Here is a 23,887-nt window from a genome sequence, read left to right on the forward strand (position 1 = left end):
GCGGCTCTTGCCGTCGCAGTCGGCATAGCCGCCACGGGCATCGCACCAGCCCTAGCGTCGGTGCCGCTGGCGCCAGCCGCGCAACCGGCGCGACACACTGCCCTTGGCGACGCCGCATACCAGCGACCCCTCGGAGTCATTGGAAGCGTCCCATGCAGCGTTCACGACTGGCAGCGGTGCGCGGGGGATGCCTCCGCACCTGACACCGTTCCCTTCGCGCTCGGCAACCCGATGGCGCAGCCCGGCCTCGGCATCCCGCTCGGTGGCCTTGGAGCGGGTTCCTTCATGATCAACCAAGCTGGGACCTTCGGTCCGTGGAGCATGGGCGGAGCCACAAACTCCAACTACGAGAAGCGCATCCTTCCTCAGGCTGCCATCCACATCCGCGAACAGCAGCAAGGCCGAACCGCCTCGACGAGGACGCTCGCCGTCAACAGCTCCGAGTTCGGTTCCGTCCTTCCTGCCTGGTCGACCCTAGATGCTGGCAAGGGGACCTACAGCGCGCTCTACCCCTTCGGCCGTATTGAATACACCGACGCTGTGCCCTCCACCTCTGTGTCGACCACATTCTGGTCTCCCATCGTGGCCGGCAACGACGAGTCCTCGTCCCAACCGGTGGCCTACTTCGACGTGCAACTCACGAACAAGACGAGCAAGGCGACGAAGGTATCGACGATGTTCACCTTCCCGAACGCTCCAACCCACGTGGCCAGCACTGTTCAGAACACTCCCAGCCCCGTGTCCAGTGTCCGCACGGGCTACACCAGCCACAAGACAGTCGATCACCGCAACAAGATCACCGGCATCACGCTGGGGGCCTCCAGCCCCGCCAACACCGCAGACTCGCAGAACAGCGAGTGGACCACCGCCGTTCGCAGTGAACCCGGACAGCGAGTCACCTACGCAACTTCCTGGGACGCCGACGGCGACGGCTCCGACATCTACACCCCCTTCAAGGCAACCGGTCACCTCCCCAACGCTGCCCTCGACGACAGCAGCTCCGCCAGCGCCCTCGCAGTCGCGATGAACCTGCCTGCTCATCAGACGCAAACCGTCCACTTCGTCCTGGCCTGGGACTTCCCGCAAATCACTTTCGGTACTGCTGGCGACACAGTCTGGATGCGGCGCTACACCTCCTACTACGGAGCCCGTGAAGACGCACGAAACAACTACATCCCGGGCAGCTATGCCGGCAACCAGGGCTTCGCCATCGCGGCCCGGAACCTCGCCCGCGAAGACAAGGCAGCGAAAGCCGTGGCAGGCTGGTGGAAGCCGGTGGCATTCGACAACACGGTGTCGCCCGCAATCCGCATGGCCGCTCTGAACGAACTCGGACAGCTCCCGTTCAACGGCTCCTTCTGGGAATCCGGCCTCGTCTCCAGTCCACACCTGACCGGCGCACCCCGGATAGGCTCCGCGGTCCCTGGCACCCACCTGTTCCACACGGTCACGGGTGGCGGCTGGGCCGACGCCGGCGAGACCGACGTCGCAGGGCAGATGGCGATCGCCCTGCGCGAGTTGTTCCCCTCCACCGAAGCCGCCTGGGTACGCGCAACCTCCGAGATGGTCACCCAAGACCCGAACGGCCGAGTACCCGGCAGCCCGGGCTTCAACGGCCAGGTCGGCACCTACCTTTGGTGGCACCTGACCGCACCGTGGCTGCTTTGGGAGCACTCCACCAGTCCAGCCGTCCCCGAAACTACCTTCTTCGACCGTCCGGCTAAATACCTGATCCGCTCGTACGGCGCGTATCACAGCTCCGGCAACGACGCACTGTTGCGCGACATCTACCCTGCGATGCTCCGCGCCTGGACGCACGACGTCCAATCTCGCATACCGCAGGGCGACACGCTGCCCACGGAGCCGGCCGCCTTCGCCAGCACCTACGACATCATGGGGCAGTCCGGTGGAGTGCACGGTGTCTACAACTCCGGCCTGTACGTCTTGGCCGCAGACATCATGGCAGCCGCTACAAAGGACGCAAAGCGGCTCGGGATCCCCGCAGCCTCGACGGTGGATCTCGCCGCCCTCGACCACACGCGGGCCACTTCCCGTGCTGCGTATGAGGCGGCCTTCTGGACCGGGAGCTACTACAAGTTCACTGATGCAGGGGCCCGGTCCACGGATGCCTTCGTCGACGTGCTGTGGCCTCAGCACGTGGCAGAGCAGCTCGGCCTGCCGGACATCAATCCGCCTGCACATGTGGCCGCCCACCTGACCAACACCTTCGACCTCATGACGCAGCTGAAGGACTCCACGGGGCACATGCTCGGAGCGCCGAATCTCGTCCCATACGGTGGCAAGCCCTACCCGTTCCTGCTCAACCGGCCGCTGGAACTCGGGTTCCAAGCCGCAGAGGTGTGGACCGGGACGAACTTCGAGCTCGCCGGGACGCTCATCCGGGAAGGCCGACGGCTCGGACGACCCGACCTGGTCGCCGACGGCAACGAGCTCGCGGAGGGTCTGGTGCACCAGATCTACAGCCCCACTGCCGCCGCAGGTGGTGCATACGCCTTCAACACCCCCGAGGCGTGGAACGGCTACGACCCCACCACCTACCGGGCGGCCTACTACGTGCGAGCCCTAGCCGCCTGGGACACGTACGCATCGGCCCGACGCCAGTGACCGCGCAGACCTAACGCTCGTGCACCAAATGAGGACGCAGGGTCAGCCCGTGACCCTGCGTCCTCATCACGTGCGTAAGTCAGCGTCCGTCGACCCCTCTGATGCAGCGTGGTTCCTCCATCCTCGCCAGCCCCGAAAGGCCCACGCCATGCCTTGGTTTGACCTACCCGAGGACCAACTGCGCACGTACCGCACGACCACGGTTGAGCCTGAGGGACTCGACGCGTTTTGGGACGCCCGGATCGACGAGGCGCGGGCAGCGGCCCGGCCGACGACGATGACGCGTCACCGCCCCGAGGTCTATGGAGACCTGCCAGTCTGGGACGTCGAGTTCTCCGGCGCTCGCGGTGACCGCGTACGCGGCTGGTACCTGCGCCCAGCAGGGTCGGGCGACACCCAGCTGCCGCTGGTCATCACCTACATCGGCTACGGAGGTGGGCGCAGCGTCCCGAGCGACCACCTCGCGCTCGCTGCCGTCGGCTTCGCCAACCTCGTCATGGACACGCGTGGGCAAGGCGGTCGCTGGTCAACCGGAGCGACGCCGGACGGGACAGGGACCTTCGCGGAACGAGCCGAGGTCATGACGAGAGGCATCACCCACCCCGAGGACTACTACTACACCCGGCTCTATGTCGACGCCGTTCGTGCAGTCGAGGTCGCCGCTCAGCTACCCGGCGTAGACCCTGATCGCATCGGCGTCACCGGCAGCAGTCAAGGCGGAGCGCTCGCCCTTGCGGCGGCAGCCCTTCTGCCACCAGCAGTGCGGGTCTGCGCGGCAGACGTACCTTTCCTGTGCGACATCCAACGCGCGATCACACTCTCGGACGAGTACCCGTACGGCGAGATTTCCGACTTCCTCGCCATGCACTTCGACCTGGTCCAGGCCGCCCGCGACACGCTGCGTTACATAGACAACGCTCTACTCGCACGCCGCATCACGGCAGACACCACGATAGTTGTGGGCCTGATGGATCGAGTGTGCCCGCCATCAACCGTCTTCGCTGCCTATAACGCCATCACCGCGCGAAAGCGCATAGAGGTCAATCCATTCGGCGTGCACTCTCACAGCAGGCAGCACGACGAAAGCAAGGTTCAATTCCTCCGCGAGCGTCTGGTGGCACCCCAATGAGCGACCAGCCAGATGTCGCCCTTGGCATCGACATCGGGGGCACCGGAACCAAAGGCGGTTTGGTCGACATCTCATCAGGCTCCCTGGTTAGTCAGCGGTACCGGCTTGATACCCCACAACCAGCAACGCCGACCGACGTGTCCGACGTCGTTGCCGCCGTTGCCGCCCGCTTCGACTTCGCCGGCCCTGTAGGCGTCGCTTTCCCCGGCGTCGTCCTCGACGGCGTAGCTCACACCGCCGCCAACCTGGACGACAGCTGGATCGGTTCCTCCTTGCACCAGCTCATCGGTCTCCGGCTGGATGGGCCATCGACCTTTCTGAACGACGCCGACGCCGCCGGCCTCGCCGAAGCTCACTACGGCGCAGCCCGGGGCCAGCAAGGCGTCGTCGTTGTCGTCACCTTCGGCACCGGCATCGGTGTCGCCGTGATCAACAACGGCGAGCTGGTCGCCAACTCTGAACTCGGCCACATTGAGATCGACAACGTTGAGGCCGAACGCCGCGCGGCCGCGTCAGCCCGCGAACGCGACCAGCTGACCTGGGCCGAGTGGGGCGCTCGCGCCGACACCTATCTGAAGGCCCTGGAAAACCTCGTCTGGCCCAACCTGATCATCCTGGGCGGCGGCATCTCCAAGAACCCCGAAAAGTGGCTTCACCACCTCAACCCGCGAACCCCGGTCCGGCTCGCTCAGTCGACCAACAACGCCGGCATCATCGGTGCAGCCGACGCCGCCTGGATGCAGCACCGCGCCGACGCCACGCAGCTGATCCAACACCGCGCCGGGCGCGCCATCCAACCCCCAGCAGAACCATTCCCGTCATGAGCGGGAGGTCTTTGAATGCGGGCTGGAACCCGCCGACCACCGCCTGGGCCGAGATCGGTGACCCCGGCCGACCAGACCCCGGCGGCGCGACTGCTCATAGGACTGCGTGTCGGGTCGCCCGCCCCCACCACATCGTGGCGGATTCCTGGGCCTTCGTGAATGGAGGGCAACCCTCATGACGGACGCCTCAGCCGCGCGCCGAAATTCCCGTGTGTCGAATGTCGAGGTTGAGGGCACCCATGCCAACGGGACTGCGGACCGAAGTGACGCTCCCAGGCCCCCGACCATCAAAGACGTCGCTCGCATGGCGGGGGTGAGTTTCGCGACGGTGTCCCGGGTTATGAATGCCGAACCGCATGTCCGCGAGGAGACCCGGCTGCGGGTGAAGCGCGCCGTCGCGCTGCTCGGCTACGAGAGGAACGAGGCAGCTGCCCAACTTCGTCGCGGCGCCGGGTCATAGGGCTGGCAACAGACTTGGAACCAGGCAACGAACCCGCGTCGATGGCGGCCGTGTGCGACACCAATCGTGGGCGGAGCGCCTCATGCTCAGGGCATGACCTAAGGGTCCGGGTGTGGTCGAAAGTCGACGTCTGATGTCGAGTGTCTGTGGGGAAATCGCGGCTAAATTCGCTGGCGAGCCGAGAAGGTCCAGGCGAGCGGGCGGCATACGCCGGTCTGTAAATCCATCGCGAAAGCTTTGAAGGTTCGGGGCCTTCACCCGCCCCCAGGGCTGACAGAGGGCGCCTGGCCCGCGGCTACGCGGGTCAGGCGCCCTCCTTCGGTACCCGGGTCAGGGGCGGATGGGCGTCACCTTGACGTCGACAGCCTTGGCGGTGCCGCCCACCGCGTAGGCAGCGACACCCGTCGCCGAGGCGGGCGGGTAGATGAGGTCGGTGACAGAGACCTGACCGTCCTCGGCCAGAACCTCGACCGAGCTGCGGTCGAGGTATGCCGTGAAGGTCACCTCGCCGTCGCGCACGCTCACGGGAGCCTCCTCGACGCTGGGGAAGAGGGGGTTGAACGTGACGTTGCCGCTGCGGGTCCGGTCAACGACCAGCGTGCCGTCGCGACGGACCCCGATCCTGGTGCCCACCGCGCCGTCGGCGCTGCGCCGCAGCACGACGCCGGCCTCGGACGCCGAGCCCAGGGCGACGCGGACCTCGACCCGTGCCACGGTCGCGGCGAGCCCGGTCGGCGTCACCCCGGCCGCGAGCGAACGCTCCTTGGCCTGCTGCTTGTCGCGGTTCACGGTCACCGCATCGACTCCGGGGACCGGGGTCTGGCGGAGGCGTGGTCCCGCCTCGGTCGTGACCAGGGACAGCCTGCGGGGCATCGTCATCTGGCCGCGCCACGGGTCGGTGGGCACGTCGCCGGCATACTGCCAGTTGTTCATCCAGCTGATGGTGGTGCGCTGGTTGTCGGGCAGCCCGTTGAAGGTCACGCCGGCGTAGTTGTCGCGTCCGAAGTCGACCCAGCTGGCACGGTCGGTCCCGCTCTTGGCAGGCGCGGAAGCGAGCATGAAGTGGTCGGCGAGGATGTGRCCCCACCCACCGGAGCTGTGGTCGACCACCGTGATCTGCGCGGTCCTGCCCTGCAGGTCGCTGAGGTCCCACGAGGCCCAGTCGAGGGCTTCGCTGTCGGACCCCGTGCTGGACCGGACGGCCTCGCCGCCGACGACGAGGTTGACGGTCGTCTGGGTGTCGCGCGGGCCGGCTGCCATGTCGGAGAACCGGATGTCGTCCACCATGAGGTGTCCCCAGTCACCTCCGCTGTGGTCGTCCCGGACGACGATGCGGGCCTGCTGGCCCACCAAGGCCCTGGCGTCGATGTGGCGCCAGTCCATCTCACCGGAGTTGTTTCCCGTCACCGACCCGACAACCTGCCCGCCCGAGACGAGCTCGACGACGGTCGGGCCACTGGTCCCGGCCGGGTGCGTTCCGCCCGCGATGAGGAGGTTGACGTAACCCTTGGTCACGGTGAACTCAGGCGACACGAAGGTGCCCACGGCGAGGTCACACTTGTCGGGCACGACGCAGGTGTCGAGCACCTTGTCACCCTGGTGGTAGGGCAGGCCTGAGCTGGTCGCGCCGTAGCCGACGAAGTCCCCTGTGGCACTCCACCCGGCGGGCAGGTGCGTCGCGGGGTCGAGGTTCTCGAAGTTGGTGAAGACCTCGCCACCGGGGTCGCCCTGGGTCGCGCCGGCGACAGCCTCGTGGTGGCCGCCGCCGATGAGGAAGTTGAGGTACTTCTGGTTGACCGTGAACTGCGGGGAGGTCAGCTCGCCCTGGGCGCCGTCGAAGTCGATGAAGCTGTTGACGAGGTGCTCGCCCACGTAGCCGGTGACCGGCTGCTGGCCCGGCAGCGAACCGGATGCCGGCTCAGACCCGAAGGCGGTCCCGGTCGGGGTCCACCCGGCATACCCGTTCTCGAATCCCTGCAGGAGCGTCCCGGTGGGAGGCTGGTAGCTCGCGGGCCCGTCCGGCGTGAACGTCGTGCCGTCGAAGTCACCGACGAAGTACTGGGTGCCCGAGCCGCCGGCGATCCCGCCCGGGTTGAGGCTGACGATCATGACCCACTTGACGTTCTCCGGGTCACCGTCGACTGCCAAGGGAAAGAGGTCCGGGCACTCCCAGAGGCCGCCGATGGCGTCGCGGGGGCCGAACTCGGAGAGCCGGGTCCAGTGCTTGAGGTCGGCGGAGCGCCAGATCAGGACCTTGTGCTCGTTGGCGATCACCGACACCATCCGCCACTCCTTGGCGGCCTCGTACCAGAAGACCTTGGGGTCGCGGAACTCGCGCGAGCCGATGTCGATGACCGGGTTGCCCGAGTACTTGGTCCACGTCTGACCGTCGTCCGTCGAGTACGCCAGCGACTGTGCCTGAATGCCCTCGCGACCGCTGGCGGCCGTGTAGGCGCTGGTGTACATCGCCACGAGTGGGGGGTTCGTCACCGTGCCGAAGCCGGAACTGTTGGTCTTGTCGATGACCACCGAGCCGGAGAACACTCCCTCGTTGGCGTCGAACGGGATGGCGACCGGTTGCTCCTTCCAGTGGACGAGGTCGGTGCTCGTCGCGTGCCCCCAGGACATGTTGCCCCAGACATTGCCCAGAGGGTTGTGCTGGAAGAAGAGGTGGTAGACGCCTTTGGAGAACACGAGCCCATTGGGGTCGTTGATCCAGTTTTTCGAGGGGCTGAAGTGGTATGCGGGGCGGTGTTGGGGTGTGTCTGCCGCCGCGGGCGCCACCCCGAGTGCGGCGAGGGCCGCGAGGACCAGCAGGACGACGGCGAGCGGCCGGCGCAAGGGTGAACGAGTACTGACAGACATGGACGAACCTCCGCTATGACAACGTTGTCATTGGCGAGTGTGAGGGTGACTGCCCGGTAGGTCAAGAAATGGGTGTCGCATCGTGGGACGCCTGCAGGGCCGCACGGGGTCGAGGCATCTGTGCGCGCTGCAGTGCCTCGCTGTGAGAAGCGCCGGGCTGTCATAGGCGATCGGGGGAGCTTCAGTTGGGTGGAGCGCCGCCTGCGCCGATCTGGTGTCTGATGGTGTGCCTGACGGGTGCCGACTGGCGTCGAGTCTCCGTGGCGAATTCGCGGCGAGGTTCGCCGGCGAGCGGAAATCTGCAGGTGGGCGGGCGGCATACGTCGGTCCGTAAATCCATCGCGAAAGCCTTGTCTTGCTCGCCGCGGACTCGGATGCCCGAGGGCTACGAGCGGGGCGCGGCGATGGATTGGCGAAGTTGAATCGGCATGTCGATGAGCTGGATTCCCCGGGGGGCATCGGGATCCAGGACCTGTGTCATCGCGCGTCGACCCATCTCTTCATAGGGGAGCTTTGCGGTGGTGAGGCCCGGTCGCATGTAGGAGGCGAGCTCGTCGTCGTCGAAAGAGGCGATGGACACATCATCGGGGACGGTCGCGCCATCTTCCGTCAGCGCCTGGTGCGCGCCGAAGGCGACGCGATCATTGAGACAGATCAAGGCGGTGACCTTCACGCCCGAATCGAGGATGCTCCTGGTGGCGTCGTACCCATTCCAGGGCTCCCACACTTCGAATTCGGCCGTGACGGCAGGCGCAACCCCTGCCTCGTCGAGTGCTTGGTAGATGCCCGCGAACCGGCTGCCGATGGTGGCCGAGATGATGGGGCTGGCGATGGCCTTCGGGGCGTATCCGACGATCCCAATTCCGTGGCGGTGGCCGGCGTCCAGCAGCTGCCGGGTCACCCGGTAGCCCGCCTCTTGCTCCGCCGGTAGGACGGCTGAGTGAGCACTGGTGCTGGTGGCGTTTGCAGTGACCGCGCGGAGGCCTTCGGGGAGGTCCGGCAGCTCAAGCAGCCGTGCGGTGAGCGAGCCGAAGACGATTCCATCGACCTGGCGGTCGATCATGAACTCCAGGGCCTTCTCCAACTGGAGGGGGTGGTTTCCCGTCTCCGCGATCAGAACCCCGTGGTCGCGCTCGTCGGCAACGTCGAGCAGCCCCCGGATCATGGCCGAGGCGAACCGCGTGATGGTCACCTCGTCGGAGATGAAGCCGACCGTGTGCGTCTTGCCGATCCTCAGGGACCGCGCGGCGGGGTTGGGCCGGTAGTTCAGCTCGCGCGCCGCCGCCTGAATCCGCTCCATGGCATCCGCGGATAGCCGCGACCCGGGACGGTTGTTGAGCACCAGGCTGACAGCGGTTTTTGACATCCCGGACTTGGCTGCGACATCAGCGAGGGTGACGCGCTTGGGCATCCGCTACTCCCTCCTGGCTGTGACGCGCTCGGCCACGTAGGGCTGATCCTATCCACAGGGACCAGTACTCAGTCACGAAGTTGCACTTGAAAAGGTTTTAGCAAGCCCTTGTGGTGTCATCTCGACGCTGCTAGCCTGCAGTCTGCTGAATCAATTTAGCACTCGAAGGGCCCTCCCACCCCAGGGGTCCCTCGGCAGCCCCAACGACGAGGCCGTGGCCCGCACTTTCGTCGCTGAGGCCCGGCCTTGAAACGTCGGTCATCACACGATGGAGTCGGCACGACCGTGCGCACGGGCACTGACCCAGACAACCAACGGAGCCCGTCATCCCGGCTCTGTATCCCTATCTGCACATCCTCATCTGCACCTGGATCCCTCGGAGGACTTCCGTGAAGCTCAACCCAACCCAACGCATCGTCGTCGGCCTGCTTGTCGCCGCCCTACCCCTGTCACTCACCGCCTGCGCCAAGGGCGGCAGCTCCGGCGGTGGCGGCAACGGCGAACTCGCCATGTGGACCCACAACGCCGGAAACAAGGAAGAGCTCGCCGCGATCACCAAGATCGTCGACGACTACAACGCCAGCCAGACCAAGTACAAGGTGAAGATCCAGGCCTTCCCACAGGACTCCTACAACCAGTCCGTCGTCGCCGCGGCCGCGTCGAAGAAGCTGCCCTGCATCCTGGACATCGACGGCCCCAACGTCCCCAACTGGGCATGGGCCGGCTACCTCGCCCCCCTCGAAGGCCTGGACAGCACGCTCTCCAAGTTCCTGCCCAGCGTGCTCGGCAAGTACAACGGTAAGACCTACTCCTACGGGTACTACGACGTGGCCCTCGTGATGGTCACCCGCAAGACGATCCTCGAGAAGAACGGCATCCGGGTCCCCACCATCGACCAGCCCTGGACCAAGGATGAGTTCACGGCCGCACTCCAGAAGCTCAAGGCATCGGGGAAGTACCAGAACCCCCTCGACATCGCGACGAGCTTCACCGGTGAGTGGTGGCCGTACGCCTACTCGCCGATGCTGCAGAGCTTCGGCGGTGACCTCGTCAACCGGACCGACTACAAGTCGGCGGACGGGACCCTGAACGGTGACAAGGCGGTTGAGTGGGCCAAGTGGTTCCGCGGCCTGGTCACCGACGGACTGGTGCCCCTCAAGTCAGGCGCCGACCCGGCCAAGGACTTCGTCAACGGCAAGACCGCCATTCTCTACAACGGCACCTGGACAGCGACGGACACCCGCAAGGCATTCGGCGCTGACACCCTGTTCCTGCCGCCGCCGGACCTCGGCAACGGCCCCAAGATCGGGGGCGGCTCGTGGCAGTGGGGCGTTTCGACCGGCTGCGCCGAGAAGGCCGGCGCGCAGGACTACATGAAGTTCGCCGCCCAGGACAAGTACGTCGCGTCAGTGGCGGCGGGAACCAAGAACATCCCGGCGACGGATGCAGCCGCCGCCACCGTGCCCGGCTACCAGGCTGGCGGTGAGAACGACGTCTTCCGTCAGTACGCCAAGAAGTTTGCGGTGCTGCGTCCCATCACCCCCGGCTACCCGTTCATCGCGACGGAGTTCACCAAGACTGCCCAGGACATCCTGACCGGTGCCGACCCCAAGAAGGCGCTCGACCAGGCCGTCAAGGACATCGACGCCAACCAGAAGGGCAACGGCTACTTCAAGTGAGGCCGTGACAGGACGCGGTATGCCGCGGCGAGTGTTCCACCCGCGGCATACCGACTTGACGACCTGACCTCACAACCTCGGCCTGACATCAAACCGAACGTGCGTGACCCGTTGTGCACATCAAAGGAGACGGACAATGACGACCATCTCGACGCCTCGAGCCGACAAGCGCGGGAAGCCGGTCACGACCGGCAAGCGCGGGAGGCCAACCGCGACCGGCAAGCCTCGACGGCCCGGGCAGGCGACCGGCACCGCAGTGCTCATGCTGGTGCCCGCTGCTGTCCTGTTGATCACCTTCCTGCTGATCCCGATCGGCCTCACCTTCATCCTCGCCTTCACCGACGCGAGACTGATCTCTCCCAGGCCCGCCCAGTTCACCGGCCTGGACAACCTCACCCGGCTCTTCAGCGATGAGACCTTCTGGAAGTCGCTGCGCAACACGATCGTCTTCGCCATCGTCATCGTGCCGTTGCAGTCCGCCTGCGCCCTCGGGCTGGCCTTGCTCGTCAACGTCAAGATGCGCGGAGTCAACTTCTTCCGGACTGTGTACTTCCTTCCGGTCGTCACCTCCATGGTGGTCGTGTCGATGCTGTGGCTGTTCCTCTACCAGAAGAACGGCCTCATCAACCAAGCACTGTCGAACTTCGGGATCGCCRGGCCCGACTGGCTGGGCGACCCGCACACCGCGCTTATCGCCATCATCCTCATGTCCGCCTGGCAGGCCATGGGCTTCCACATGGTCATCTGGCTCTCCGGCCTCCAGACGATCCCGGGCGACCTGTACGAGGCCGCCGACCTGGACGGCGCCGGAACGTGGCAGAAGTTCCGCTACGTGACCTGGCCGGGACTTCGGGCAACCCGGACCTTCATCCTGATCACCATCACCATCTCGGCGTTCTCGCTGTTCACCCAGGTCAACATCATGACCGAAGGGGGACCCTTGGACTCGACCTCCACGCTGGTGCTCATGGCGGTCCGGACCGGGTTCCAGCAGCAACAGACGGGCTATGCCTCCGCGATCTCGCTGGCCTTCTTCGTGCTCGTCCTCGCAGTCACTCTTGTCAACCGATACCTCACCCGTGAGAAGGCCTGACCATGACCGCCCTGCCCCACGTCGCCGAGACGGCGGCCCCCGCAACCCACCGCCCCGACCAGGGCCCCAGCCGGATCAGCGTCGCTCTGGGGGTCATCCTTCGGGTCGCCCTGTGCCTGGTGTTCGGTTTGCCCCTGCTGTTCATGATCATCTCCAGCTTCAAACCCGACACCCAGATCTTCGCCGACCTCACCGGACCTGAGGCGTTCCTGCCCGTCGGTGACCTGTCCTTGGACAACTACACGGGAGTCTTCAACCGGGTCCCGTTCGCGCAGTTCATGATGAACTCGATCCTCATCACGGTCGTCACCGTGGTGCTCGGGCTCATCGTCAACTCGATGGCGGCCTTCTCACTGGCCCGGATCAAGTTCCGCGGCGGATCTTTCGTCCTCGGGATCATCCTCGCCACCCTCATCGTTCCGTTCGAGACCCTGGCCCTGCCCTTGCTGTGGTGGTCCAACAAGCTGCCCTTCTTCGGACCGGGCGGCTTCAGCCAAGGGTGGTTGGACACCTACCAGGTGCAGATCGTCCCGTTCATCGCCAACGCCTTCTCGATGTTCCTCTTCTACCAATACTTCGACAGCATCCCCAAAGAGCTGGACGAGGCTGCCATGGTCGACGGGGCGAGCTGGTTCCGCATCTACCGCAGCATCATCATGCCGCTGTCAGGCCCAGCCATCGCCACGGTCGCGATCCTGACGTTCCTGCCGATGTGGAACCAGTACTTGTGGCCGCTGATGTCCGTTCAGTCCGAGGAACTTCGCCCGGTGATGGTCGGCATCGGCTACTTCAAACAGCTCAACGTCGCCTGGGGCCAGATCATGGCGTACGCAACCATGATCACCGTTCCGGTGCTGATCCTGTTCATCGCCTTCCAGCGATCGTTCATCAACTCGATCGCATCCTCCGGCGTCAAGGGCTGAGAGCTTGGTGCTCCAACTTCCCAAGACAAGCGGGTGGTGCTTCTGGCTCGACGACGACGGCCAGAAGCACCACCCGTCCTTCCTCAGCGCCCGCGTCAGCTGCGCAAGCCAAACCTTCTTTCGCGCCCGTTCCAACTCACTATCCAGCGGAGTCAGCCCATGAGCCACGCAAAGAATGGGCGACCAGCCTTTCACTTCACACCCCGACAGGGTTGGCTCAACGACCCCCATGGAGTCGTCTTCCACGACGGGAGATACCACCTGTTCCACCAAGCCCTTCCCGAGCGGGTGTCATGGAGTCCCGAGATCAGCTGGGGGCACGCCACAAGCCTCGACCTGATGAACTGGGTCCCGGAGGCGACCGCGCTCGAGCCTGCCCCCGATGAGACCGGATGTTGGACGGGAACCCTCTGCCTCCTCCCAGACGGGCAGCCGCTGATCCTGTACACCTCGGCCCGGGAACCACATCTTGATCTTGCGGACGTGCGAGCCGCAGCTCCCGCAGACTCCACGTGGCAAACGTGGACGAACGGGGAACGCGTCGCCCTTCCTCTCGATGTGAAGACGCGCAAGCGGATCACCGTCTTCCGTGACCCGTCAGTGCGGCGAGAGAATGATCGTTGGCGAATGGTGGTGGGCGCTGGATATGACGACGGGCGCCCCGCAGTCCTCAGCTGGGTGTCCAAGGACCTGACCACCTGGGCCTTCGATGGCGAGCTCGCGGTCGGAGTCCTCAGAAACGACGGACCCTGGCTCGGCACCGCGTGGGAATGTCCCCACCTGGTCAGGGTGGACGGGCATGACGTCCTCTTCGTCGGCTCTTGGAAGGACGGCATCACCGGCGAAGTACTCGCTGCCGTCGGAGAGCTTCAGGACGGCCGGTTCGAGAGCACCGAATGGACGCAGATTACGCACGGAGGAGGCCACTACGCCGCGACAGCGTTCCTCGACGCCGACAACCTCCCGTGCGCCATCTTCTGGATCCGGGGAGTAGCCGACCTGGAGGCCGGCTGGTCGGGCGCCCTCAGCATCCCCTACCGGCTCTCGGTCGTCGACGGTGCGCTGCACCTTCGACCGCACCCCAACGCGATGAACGCATTCCCAACCAACGGCGCCGACCCGAACGTCCAGCTGCTCGAGGTTGACGAGATCGACGGCTTCCACCACAACGGCATCGACGTGACGTCCGGTCGCGACGAGCTCGTGGTCAGCATCGGCTCGACACACCTGCGCATCCCATCAGTGCGCGGCAGGCCTGCTGAGAACCTGACCGTCATCGTCGACGGTCCTGTTCTGGAGGTCTGCACGGGAACCTCAATCGCCGGAGCGCAACTGCCCGTGCCGGCAGCCGTGCCCGTGTCCCCGACCAAACTTGGCGGCATATCGTGACACCGCAGATAGACCCTCAGGCTGGTACCGAGCCACTACAGCCAACCTCGGACGAGGGCTGCGCCGTGGCGCGAGCGCGGCCCGAAGACCGCCAGGCGCCGGGCCCGCCGACGGTCAAGGATGTGGCGCGAATCGCTGGAGTCAGCACTGCGACGGTGTCGCGGGTCGTGAATCAAAACGCCCACGTCAGCGAAGCCGCCCGGACCGCTGTGCTTCACGCGATCACGGCGCTCGGGTACGAACGCAACGAGGCGGCAGCATCGATCCGGCGCACCCGTGCCTAGCGACGCTTAGTCCGCGGGGACTCGGCTCAATGCATTGGGATGTTCGTTCGGCGGCAGCGAAACAACGAAGGAGACATTGGTGTTTCGACTCCCGGACTCATGGGTGTGGGACTTCTGGCTCGTCGACGACGGCCAGAAGTACCACATGTTCTTCCTCTTCGCCTCGAGGGCGTTGCAGGATCCAGACGCCAGGCATGACCGAGCCTCCATCGGGCATGCCGTGTCGGAGGACCTCCGCAGCTGGATACGAGTTGAGGATGCGCTCGTGCGCAGCGACGCACCAGCATTCGATGACCTCGCCACCTGGACCGGGTCGGTCGTCAGGCATCCAGACGGTCGGTGGTTCATGTTCTACACCGGCGCCACGCGCGCCCCCGCCAGCAGCAACATCCAAACCATCGGCTTCGCCACCAGTACCGATCTGATCCACTGGGACAAGGGCACGGGTCCCGTCCTGGCAACGGATGACCGATGGTACGAGAAGCTTGCCGACGGGCGTTGGCACGACGAGGCATTCCGCGACCCCTGGGTGTTTCCGGACCCGGAGGGTTGCGGATGGCACATGCTGATCACGGCTCGGGCGGTCTCCGGTCCGCCGGACAACTTCGATCGAGGCGTCATCGGCCACGGTTGGTCCGCGGACCTCACAGGGTGGGAGCTGCGTGGCCCGCTCACAGAGCCGGGCCAGGGCTTCGGCCAACTAGAAGTCCTCAACCTCCTGGACTTCGATGGCGCTCACTTCGTCACGTTCAGCTGCTTGGCACAGGACGCCGCACAGTGGCGCCGCGCGACGGGCACCACGGGGGGAGTGTGGGCAGCAAGGGCCGAAACACCGTTGGGTCCGTACGACATCGAAGGTGCACAGTTGCTGACCACCGATGAGCTGTACGTCGGCCGGTTCATTCGCGACCGAACCTCCGGCGACATGATGTTCCTCGCGTTCATCAACCGAGTCGACGATGTCTTCATCGGCACCGTCACTGACCCGATGAAGTGCGTGCTGAAGGACGGACGCATTTGGTTCGTCGACAGCTACGGCGCCCATCACGAGAAGCACCCACCGCCAACTGGCTCCTAGCCAACAGCCCTGGCGGCGGAATGGCGCACGCCGATGGGGCGAATGTGCCAAGACCGTTCTTGGCGACCCGGGTGCCCCAGGGAGTCGCAGGGGACCCATGGCACGCGCGAGTCTGGTCCTCGATCCAACGTTGGCCGACTGGGTTGCCGGCGAGTGTCTGTGGGGAAGTCGCGGCGAAGTGCGCGCGCGAGCCGTGAAGGCAGGTGAGCGGGCGGCATACGGCGGGCTGCAAATCCATCGCGAGAGCTTCGAAGGTTCGAATCCTTCACCTGCCACCCTGTGCAACGAGAGGCCTCCGGCCAGCGACAACGCTGGCTGGGGGCCCTCTGCTCGTACCCGCCGGGGGGACCTGCGCCTAGGGTCGGGGAAACGGGTGCGACCCGTGGAGGGATGGAGCCATGTGCCACTACTGCGGGTGTCGAGAGATGCCTCTGATCAGGGACTACATTGCCGAGCACGAGCGGGCGACCAACCTGGGTGGCGACGCGGTGCGCGCCATCGACCGCGGTGAGCTGGCCGAGGCGCGTGCGCTGCTGGGTGCCATGGGCGCCGAGCTGCGGTCCCACTGGCAGGGCGAGGAGAACGGTCTGTTCGCCGTGATGGGTCGCGACCCCTTGGTGGCGGAGCACATCGGTCCATTGGTGCGGGAGCACCGCGAGCTGGAGGACCTGCTTGTCAGGGTGGACCTTTCAGACCTGGCCGACCAGGAACGCGTTCGGGCTGCGGTCTTCGAGCTGCACGAACACATCTCGAAGGAGGAGGACGGCCTCTTCCCTGCGTCGCTCATCGCGCTGGGAGGCGCCGAGTGGGACGCCTCGATGCTGGCGTGGCATGAGGCTCACCCGGGTCAGAGCATGATCGGGCAGTGATGCCCGGTTGGTGCAGGGCCAGCCGCCCGACCCCCTGGGTCAGTGCCCAGGCAGGCAGCCGGGTGTCAACCGTTCTTCTTGCCCACGCTCAGGAGGATCGCGGAGTCTTCGTCGGCCTCGAGGGCGTGTCTGGCATCGGGCACGACCAGCAGGTCCCCCGGTGACCCGCTCCACGACGTGTCCCCTGAGACGAGCCTGACGTGCCCATGCAGGACCTGGACCGTCGCCTCGCCCGGATTCTCGTGCTCGTCGAGGGCGCTGCCGGCGCGGAGGGCGATGAGGGTCTGGCGAAGGACGTGATGGTGACCTCCGAACACGGTCTGTGCACTCCGTCCGCTGGTGGCCGCCCGCGCGAGCTCGAGGTGGTGTCGCGTCAGGTCGTTGAGGGACTCGTTCTGCATCGTCTTCATCTCCAGGGTTGTGGTTCAGGTGGCCGGGCAGAGGGCCCTCAGCCGACACGGGTCCAGCCGCGACGGGGCCGGTGACTGCCGAGCTCGGTGTCGTCGCGACTGCGGTAGACGATGTAGGGACGAGTCAGGTAGCCGACCGGCGCGCTGAACACGTGCACCAGCCTGGTGAAGGGCCACAGGGCGAACAGCCCGAAAGCGACCAGCGCGTGCAGCTGGAATCCCAGCGGAGCGTCCGCCATCAGGGACGCGTCGGGGTGGAAGGCGAGGAACGAGCGGTACCAGACGGACACGCCCTCGCGGTAGTTGTACTCGCCGCCGATCGTCATGATCGACCCCGCGATGGTGTTCCACATTCCCAGCACGATCACGACGCCGAGGAAGGCGTACATCACCTTGTCCATCCGTGTGGTCGCGGAGAAGACGGGGCCGACGGTGCGTCGTCGGTAGACCAGGATCGCCATCCCGACCACCGCCATGAAGCCGGCCAACAGGCCACCGGTGACGGCCACCACGTGGTAAGCGTGCTCATCGATACCGGCCCAGTCCGTCCACGCCTGCGGCACCAACAGACCGATGATGTGGCCGCCGACGACTCCGAGCATCCCGAAGTGGAAGAGCGGGCTCCCGATCCGCAGCAGGCGGTTCTCGTAGAGCTGGGACGACCGGGTCGTCCACCCGAACTTGTCGTAGCGGTAGCGCCACAGGTGACCGACCACGAACGTCGTGAGGCAGAGGTAGGGGAGGATGACGAAGAGGAACTCGTTCATGTGCGGGCTCCCGGAAACGACGGCATGGGCAGCGCGATGGATGCCGTGGCAGCAGGGGTGTCCGCGCCGGGGCTGAACTGCGGGCTGGCAAACGGCGCGAGGCCGACCTCCTCCTCGGGCGGGCCTTCGGCAGCGAGGCGCCGGACGGCGTCACGCTCGTCACCACGAAGCGGCGGCAGCGTGGCGGTGACTGCATCGAGGAGGTTTGCCCACGGTGAGGACAGGTCCCGCAGCGAGAGTCGCAGGAGCTCCAGCCCGGCGCGGTGGTCAAGGATGAGGTCGCGCCCGACGGCCTGGTCGACGGTGGCGGCGAACTCGAGCACGACGCAGAGGTGGTCGGGCAGCTCGGCGTCGTCCAGTTCGAACCCGGTGCGCAGGTAGGCCTGCTTGAAGCGCAGCAGCGCCATGCCACGCTTGCGCGTGTCGCCGTGGGCGAAGTAGGTCAGGAACAGGTTGCAGCGGCGCCGGGTGTCGAAGGTCTCGACGTAGTCCGCCTGGAGCTCAGGCAAGGGGGTGCCCTCGAGGTGGTCGAGGAAGACCCGGATGGAGCTCCCGATGGCATGCGGCAGACCGCGGGATGCGGACCTGAGAAGGTCGGCCCGGGCAAGCAGCTTCTCGTCCGGGTAGTCGAGGAGCAACGAGACCGACTGCCACACGACGGTCAGGCTGTCGCTGGGCAGGGTCGGTCTGGGTCGGCGGCTGCTCACGAGTCCGACCCCGTCGGCGGGAACATCCCTGGCGGTGAGCCCTTGCCATCCCAGTTGAGCAGGTTGACACGGCCCTTGGTGTTGCTCGGTCCGGCCAACGAGTCGGAGGTCTGTCGGTCCTGCAGCATCTGGAAGTTCTCGACCGCGATCGGCGTCGGGATCCCCGACCCCTCGCCGAACAGGTCCTGCTGACCGCCGCCGTACTCCGACACCGAACACTCGGTGGACAGCTCTTCCAGGGAGTGGGCTTGCTCGGCGTGCGCTGGCGGGATCACATACCGCTCGTCGTACTTCGCGATCGCGAGAAGGCGGTACATGTCATACATCTCCTCCTCGCTCATCCCGACCGCGGCCGGGATCGAGCCGTCCGGGTCGCGGCCCATGTTGATGTCGCGCATGTAGCAGCGCATCGCGGCGAGCTTCTTGAGCACGGCGTCGACCGGTGCGACGTCGCCGGCCGTGAACAGCTCGGCGAGGTACTCGACCGGGATCCGCAGGGCGTCGATCGCTGCGAAGAGGTTGCTCTTGTCCTCGGCGTCCTCCCCGGTTTCCGCGACGACGTCGACGACGGGGGAGAGCGGTGGGATGTACCAGACCATGGGCATGGTGCGGTACTCCGGGTGGAGCGGCAACGCGACCTTGAACGTGTTGATCAGGGCGTGGATCGGCGAGCGCTGGGCCGCGTCGATCCAGTCGCGGGCGATCCCGGCCTTCTCCGCCTCACGGATCACCTCGGGGTCGTACGGATCCAGGAAGACGTCACGCTGGGCCTCGTAGAGCCCCTGGTCGTCGGTGGTGGAAGCCGCGGCGAGGACCTTGTCCGCGTCGTACAGCATCAGACCGATGTAGCGCAGTCGACCCACGCACGTCTCGGCGCACACGGTGGGCAGGCCGACCTCGATGCGCGGGAAGCAGAACGTGCACTTCTCGGCCTTGCCGGTGCGGTGGTTGAAGTAGATCTTCTTGTAGGGGCAGCCCGAGACGCACTTGCGCCAGCCGCGGCACTTGTCCTGGTCGACCAAGACGATTCCGTCTTCCTCCCGCTTGTAAATCGCACCGCTGGGGCACGAGGCGGCGCACGACGGGTTGAGGCAGTGCTCGCAGATCCGCGGCAGGTAGAACATGAAGGTCTGCTCGAACTCGAACTTCACCTTGTCGGCGATCTTCTTGAGCATCGGGTCGCGGTGCGCGGTCTCGGTGGAGCCGCCGAGGTCGTCGTCCCAGTTGGCCGACCACTCGATCTTCATGTTCTTGCCACTGATCAGCGACTTGGGTCGTGCGACGGGGGTGTGCTCCTGGGCTGGTGCGTCGGTGAGTGTGGAGTAGTCGTACGTCCACGGTTCGTAGTACTCGCCGATCGAGGGGAGGATCGGGTTGGAGAAGATCGTCGTGAGGTTCTTCAGGCGTCCACCTGCCTTGAGCTTCATGCGGCCCCTCTTGGTGAGCTCCCAGCCTCCCTTCCACTTCTCCTGGTCCTCGTAGGTCCGCGGGTAGCCGAGCCCCGGCCGGGTCTCGACGTTGTTGAACCAGATGTACTCGGTGCCCGAGCGGTTGGTCCACGCCTGCTTGCAGGTCACCGAGCAGGTGTGGCACCCGATGCACTTGTCGAGGTTCATGACCATCGCCATCTGGGCCATGACCTTCATCAGTACGTCACGTCCTGGCTGCGCTTGCGGATGATGGTGACCTCGTCACGTTGGTTGCCGGTGGGGCCGAGATAGTTGAACGCGAAGGTCAGCTGGGCGTAGCCGCCGATCAGGTGGGACGGCTTCACGAGCAGCCGGGTGAGTGAGTTGTGTATGCCGCCGCGCTTGCCGGACGTCTCGGCGAGCGGGACGTCGATCAGCCGGTCCTGGGCGTGGTACATGTACACCGTTCCCTCGGGCATCCGGTGCGAGACGATCGCCCGCGCCACGACGACGCCGTTGCGGTTGACGGCCTCGATCCAGTCGTTGTCCTTGATGCCGACCTTGGCCGCGTCGCGGTCGCTCATCCAGATGTTCTGGCCGCCGCGCGAGAGCGAGAGCATGAACAGGTTGTCCTGGTACTCCGAGTGGATCGACCACTTGTTGTGTGGCGTGAGGTACCGCACGGTCAGTCCTTCGACCTGGCCGGCCGAGCCGTCCGACACGGTGCCAAGGGCCGGCTCCGCGAACAGCGCGGCCATGTTGAGTGGAGGCCGGTAGACGGGAAGTCCTTCGCCGAGCTCGGTCATCCAGTCGTGGTCGAGGTAGAAGTGCATCCGCCCCGTCAGGGTGTGCCAGGGCTTCTTGCGCTCCACGTTGATGGTGAAGGGGGAGTAGCGCCGCCCACCAGTCTCGGAGCCCGACCACTCGGGCGACGTGATCACCGGCACGGGCGGTCCCTGGGTGTCGGCGAAGGTGATCTGCTTGCCCTCGTGCTCCTCGGCCAGGTCGGCGAGCTGGACTCCGGTGCGCTTCTCGAGGGTCTTGAAGCCCTGGGTGGCCAGGTGCCCGTTGGTGGTTCCGGACATCGCGAGGATCGCCTCGCAGACGTTGACGTCCTTCTTCAGCGAGGGGCGACCGTCGGCCACGCCACCTCGGACGGCGCCGTTCTTGGCGCGGAGGTAGTCCACCTGCTTGCTCAGCTCGAAGGTGACGCCCTTGGTGGTCGCGCCGAGGGTGTCCACGAGTGGGCCGAGTGCGTTCATCTTGGCGGCGACGGCGCCGTAGTCACGTTCGACCTCGACGAGCTTGGGCATGGTGACGCCGGGGATGGGTTCGCACTCGCCCTTCTTCCAGTCGCGGACCACACCGTGCGGGTTGGCCAGTGCATCAGGTGTGTCGTGGGTGAGGGGCACCGCGACGACGTCCTTGCGCACACCGAGGTGGGTGGCCGCGAGCTCACTGAACTTCTCCGCGATCGTCTGCCAGGCGTCCCAGTCGGTGCGGGTCTGCCACGGCGGCGCGATGGCGGGGTTGAAGGAGTGCACGAAGGGGTGCATGTCCGTGGTGTTGAGGTCGCGCTTCTCGTACCACGTCGCCGCCGGGAGGACCACGTCGGAGAAGATCGTGGTGCTGGTCTGCCGGAAGTCGATCGTCATCAGCAGGTCGAGCTTGCCTTCGGGTGCCTTGCTGCGCCACGTCACGTCGACGGGCCGCTGTCCCTCTGGCGTCTCGGTGGCGCGCACCGAGGAGTCGGTGCCGAGCAGGTGCTTGAGGAAGTACTCGTTGCCCTTGCCCGAGGACCCGAGCAGGTTGGCCCGCCAGATCGACAGGATCCGCGGGTAGTTGGCCGGCGCATCGGGGTCCTCGCCAGCGAAGTCGAGGTTGCCGGACTTGAGCTGGTCGACCACGTACTCGCCGACCGGCTGGCCGGCGGCGGCAGCGTCGTCGCTGAGGTCGAGCGGGTTGCGGTCGAAGGTGGGGTAGGACGGCATCCAGCCCATCCGGGCGCTCTGGGCTATGACGTCGGCAGTGGACCTGCCCGCGAGCTGGCCCTTGCCCGTGGTGGCCGAAAGGGAGTCTGCCCCGAACTGGTCGTAGCGGAACTGGTTGGTGTGCAGGTACCAGTAGGCGGTCTGGATCATGTTGCGGGGCGGGCGGTTCCAGTCGAGTGCGTTGGCGATCTGTGTGTAGCCGGTGATCGGGCGGACCTTCTCCTGACCGACGTAGTGTGCCCAGCCGCCGCCGTTGACACCCTGGCAGCCGGTGAGGTTGGTGAGGGTGAGAAAGGCGCGGTAGATCGTGTCCGAGTGGAACCAGTGGTTGGTGCCCGCACCCATGACGATCATCGACCGGCCGTTGGACTCCTCGGCGTTCTGGGCGAACTCGCGTCCGATCCGGGCAGCCGTGGCGGCGGGCACTCCCGTGATCGCCTCTTGCCAGGCGGGGGTGTACGGCGCCTCTGCGTCGTCGTACCCCTTGTTGTCCCCTGTCGGCCAGACCCCGGGCAGGGGCTGGCCGTCGTGCGACCGGCCGACGCCGTACTGGGCCAGGAGGAGGTCGAAGACGGTGGTGACGAGGTGGCCGTCGACCCGACGCACGGGCACGCCTCGGGGCAGGTCGGCGGCCGCGCCGTCGGGGGTGTCGAAGCGCGGCATACGCACGACGACCGACTCGGTCGCGGTGTCCAGGAGGGACAGGACCGGGTCGGTGTCGGCGAGGTCGAGATTCCACTTGCCCACGCCGGCCTCGCCGTAGCGGTGACCGAGGGATCCGTTGGGGACGACGGCCTCGCCGGTGGTGGAGTCGATGAGCACGGTCTTGAAGGCGGCGTTCTCGTCGGCCGCGTGGTCCGGGAGGTCGGCGGCGGTGAGGAACTTGCCTGCCGTGAACTCACCGCCGACGGCCTCCTCGAGGCGGACCAGGTGGGGGAGGTCCGTGTAGGTCTTCACGTACTGCGTGAAGTAGGGCGTCTGGCGGTCGACGAAGAACTCCTTCAGCACGACGTGGCCCATGGCCATCGCCAGCGCGGCGTCGGTGCCGGGCTTGGCCGCCAACCACTCGTCGGCGAACTTCACGTTGTCGGCGTAGTCGGGGGCGACGGCGATGACCTTCTGGCCGCGGTAACGGGCCTCGGTCATCCAGTGCGCGTCCGGGGTGCGGGTGACCGGCAGGTTGGAGCCCCACATGATCAGGTAACCGGCGTTCCACCAGTCGCCGGACTCGGGAACGTCGGTCTGGTCGCCGAAGACCTGCGGCGACGCGACGGGCAGGTCCGCGTACCAGTCGTAGAAGCTGAGCATCGACCCACCGATGAGGTTCACGAACCGGGCGCCGGAGGCGTGCGAGACCATCGACATCGCCGGGATGGGTGAGAAGCCTGCGACCCGGTCGGGGCCGTACTTCTTGATCGTGTGGACGTGGGCCGCAGCGACGATCTCGCTGGCCTCCTCCCAAGTCGCCCGGACCAGGCCTCCCTTGCCGCGCGCGGACTTGTAGGCCTTGGCGCGTAACGGGTTCTCGACGATGTGCTCCCACGCCTTGACGGGGTCACCGGCGTGCTGAGCCTTCGCCGCGCGGAACATCTGAAGGAGGACGCCTCGGACGTAGGGGTAGCGCACGCGAGTGGGGGAGTAGGTGTACCAGGAGAATGCCGCGCCACGAGGACAACCGCGGGGCTCGTACTCCGGCGAGTCCGGGCCGACCGAGGGATAGTCGGTCTGCTGGGTCTCCCAGGTGATGATCCCGTCCTTGACGTAGACCTTCCAGGAGCAGGATCCCGTGCAGTTCACGCCGTGGGTGGATCGCACGACCTTGTCGTGGCTCCAGCGGTCCCGGTAGAAGTCGTCGGCCTCCCGCCCCCCGACCTGCGAGATGGTCCTCAGGTCGTCGGAGACGGTCCCCCGGGTGAAGAACCTCCTGCTGCGGACGAGGGCTTCCGTGAGGGAGCCGTCCATCCCGATGTCGGA

General features: G+C 66.2%; 18 protein-coding genes and 1 tRNA gene. 12 read left to right on the forward strand and 7 right to left on the reverse strand.

All coding sequences use genetic code 11. The annotated features are described in order from the left end of the window. Positions 1 to 231: 231 nt before the first annotated feature. The 4 genes from AC1DV7_RS10050 to AC1DV7_RS10065 all read left to right on the forward strand — a co-directional run bounded on the left by AC1DV7_RS10050 (position 232) and on the right by AC1DV7_RS10065 (position 5,038). A complete protein-coding gene (locus tag AC1DV7_RS10050) occupies positions 232 to 2,625 on the forward strand; it encodes a GH116 family glycosyl-hydrolase (RefSeq protein ID WP_477596977.1) in 2,394 nt (797 codons plus the stop codon). Positions 2,626 to 2,773: 148 nt separating this feature from the next. Beyond that, positions 2,774 to 3,754 carry an acetylxylan esterase gene (locus AC1DV7_RS10055; protein WP_477596978.1) on the forward strand — a complete coding sequence of 327 codons (981 nt, stop codon included), beginning with the start codon at positions 2,774 to 2,776 and terminating at the stop codon, positions 3,752 to 3,754. Beyond that, positions 3,751 to 4,578 (forward strand): polyphosphate--glucose phosphotransferase, encoded by an 828-nt coding sequence (gene ppgK / locus AC1DV7_RS10060; protein ID WP_477596979.1) that lies wholly within the window; start codon positions 3,751 to 3,753, stop codon positions 4,576 to 4,578. Before AC1DV7_RS10055 ends, ppgK begins: the two co-directional genes overlap by 4 nt. A gap of 175 nt (positions 4,579 to 4,753) precedes the next feature. After that, positions 4,754 to 5,038 carry a LacI family DNA-binding transcriptional regulator gene (locus tag AC1DV7_RS10065; RefSeq protein ID WP_477596980.1) on the forward strand — a complete coding sequence of 95 codons (285 nt, stop codon included), beginning with the start codon at positions 4,754 to 4,756 and terminating at the stop codon, positions 5,036 to 5,038. Positions 5,039 to 5,368: 330 nt separating this feature from the next. Here the strand turns inward: AC1DV7_RS10065 and AC1DV7_RS10070 are convergent, their stop codons facing one another. Further along, positions 5,369 to 7,903 (reverse strand): glycoside hydrolase family 32 protein, encoded by a 2,535-nt coding sequence (locus AC1DV7_RS10070; protein ID WP_477596981.1) that lies wholly within the window; start codon positions 7,901 to 7,903, stop codon positions 5,369 to 5,371. Positions 7,904 to 8,288: 385 nt separating this feature from the next. Further along, positions 8,289 to 9,314, reverse strand: a complete 1,026-nt coding sequence (locus tag AC1DV7_RS10075) for a LacI family DNA-binding transcriptional regulator (RefSeq protein ID WP_477596982.1) — start codon at positions 9,312 to 9,314, stop codon at positions 8,289 to 8,291. 389 nt (positions 9,315 to 9,703) lie between these two features. Between AC1DV7_RS10075 and AC1DV7_RS10080 the strand changes: the two genes are divergently transcribed. From AC1DV7_RS10080 to AC1DV7_RS10115, 8 genes are all read left to right on the forward strand, one after another. After that, a complete protein-coding gene (locus AC1DV7_RS10080; RefSeq protein WP_477596983.1) occupies positions 9,704 to 10,993 on the forward strand; it encodes an ABC transporter substrate-binding protein in 1,290 nt (429 codons plus the stop codon). A gap of 136 nt (positions 10,994 to 11,129) precedes the next feature. After that, positions 11,130 to 12,086 (forward strand): carbohydrate ABC transporter permease, encoded by a 957-nt coding sequence (locus AC1DV7_RS10085; RefSeq protein ID WP_477596984.1) that lies wholly within the window; start codon positions 11,130 to 11,132, stop codon positions 12,084 to 12,086. Between the two features lie 2 nt (positions 12,087 to 12,088). Further along, positions 12,089 to 13,009 (forward strand): carbohydrate ABC transporter permease, encoded by a 921-nt coding sequence (locus AC1DV7_RS10090; RefSeq protein WP_477596985.1) that lies wholly within the window; start codon positions 12,089 to 12,091, stop codon positions 13,007 to 13,009. 159 nt (positions 13,010 to 13,168) lie between these two features. Next, a complete protein-coding gene (locus AC1DV7_RS10095) occupies positions 13,169 to 14,398 on the forward strand; it encodes a glycoside hydrolase family 32 protein (RefSeq protein WP_477596986.1) in 1,230 nt (409 codons plus the stop codon). A 122-nt stretch (positions 14,399 to 14,520) separates the two neighbouring features. After that, positions 14,521 to 14,682: a LacI family DNA-binding transcriptional regulator gene (locus AC1DV7_RS10100; RefSeq protein WP_477596987.1), complete on the forward strand. Its 162-nt coding sequence runs from the start codon at positions 14,521 to 14,523 to the stop codon at positions 14,680 to 14,682. A 79-nt stretch (positions 14,683 to 14,761) separates the two neighbouring features. After that, positions 14,762 to 15,760, forward strand: a complete 999-nt coding sequence (locus tag AC1DV7_RS10105) for a glycosyl hydrolase family 32 (RefSeq protein WP_477596988.1) — start codon at positions 14,762 to 14,764, stop codon at positions 15,758 to 15,760. A gap of 198 nt (positions 15,761 to 15,958) precedes the next feature. Then, positions 15,959 to 16,035 (forward strand) — tRNA-OTHER (locus AC1DV7_RS10110). Positions 16,036 to 16,185: 150 nt separating this feature from the next. Further along, the gene (locus AC1DV7_RS10115; protein ID WP_477596989.1) at positions 16,186 to 16,629 is read left to right on the forward strand and encodes a hemerythrin domain-containing protein; all 444 of its coding nucleotides are present in this window, start codon (positions 16,186 to 16,188) and stop codon (positions 16,627 to 16,629) included. 65 nt (positions 16,630 to 16,694) lie between these two features. Here AC1DV7_RS10115 and AC1DV7_RS10120 read toward each other — a convergent pair whose 3' ends face one another. From AC1DV7_RS10120 to AC1DV7_RS10140, 5 genes are read right to left on the reverse strand one after another with little or no spacing between them, the layout of a single operon-like run. Beyond that, a complete protein-coding gene (locus AC1DV7_RS10120; protein ID WP_477596990.1) occupies positions 16,695 to 17,039 on the reverse strand; it encodes a cupin domain-containing protein in 345 nt (114 codons plus the stop codon). Between the two features lie 38 nt (positions 17,040 to 17,077). Continuing rightward, positions 17,078 to 17,806 (reverse strand): respiratory nitrate reductase subunit gamma, encoded by a 729-nt coding sequence (narI, locus tag AC1DV7_RS10125; RefSeq protein WP_477596991.1) that lies wholly within the window; start codon positions 17,804 to 17,806, stop codon positions 17,078 to 17,080. Continuing rightward, on the reverse strand, positions 17,803 to 18,513 hold the full coding sequence (gene narJ / locus AC1DV7_RS10130; RefSeq protein ID WP_477596992.1) for a nitrate reductase molybdenum cofactor assembly chaperone: 711 nt from the start codon (positions 18,511 to 18,513) through the stop codon (positions 17,803 to 17,805). Before narJ ends, narI begins: the two co-directional genes overlap by 4 nt. Beyond that, complete coding sequence (narH, locus tag AC1DV7_RS10135; RefSeq protein WP_477596993.1) at positions 18,510 to 20,159, reverse strand: nitrate reductase subunit beta; 1,650 nt, start codon at positions 20,157 to 20,159, stop codon at positions 18,510 to 18,512. The genes narJ and narH overlap by 4 nt, the downstream gene beginning before the upstream one ends. After that, the gene (locus AC1DV7_RS10140) at positions 20,159 to 23,875 is read right to left on the reverse strand and encodes a nitrate reductase subunit alpha (RefSeq protein WP_477597025.1); all 3,717 of its coding nucleotides are present in this window, start codon (positions 23,873 to 23,875) and stop codon (positions 20,159 to 20,161) included. The genes narH and AC1DV7_RS10140 overlap by 1 nt, the downstream gene beginning before the upstream one ends. Positions 23,876 to 23,887: the final 12 nt, after the last annotated feature.

Source organism: Pedococcus sp. P2_E4, from assembly GCF_056403935.1.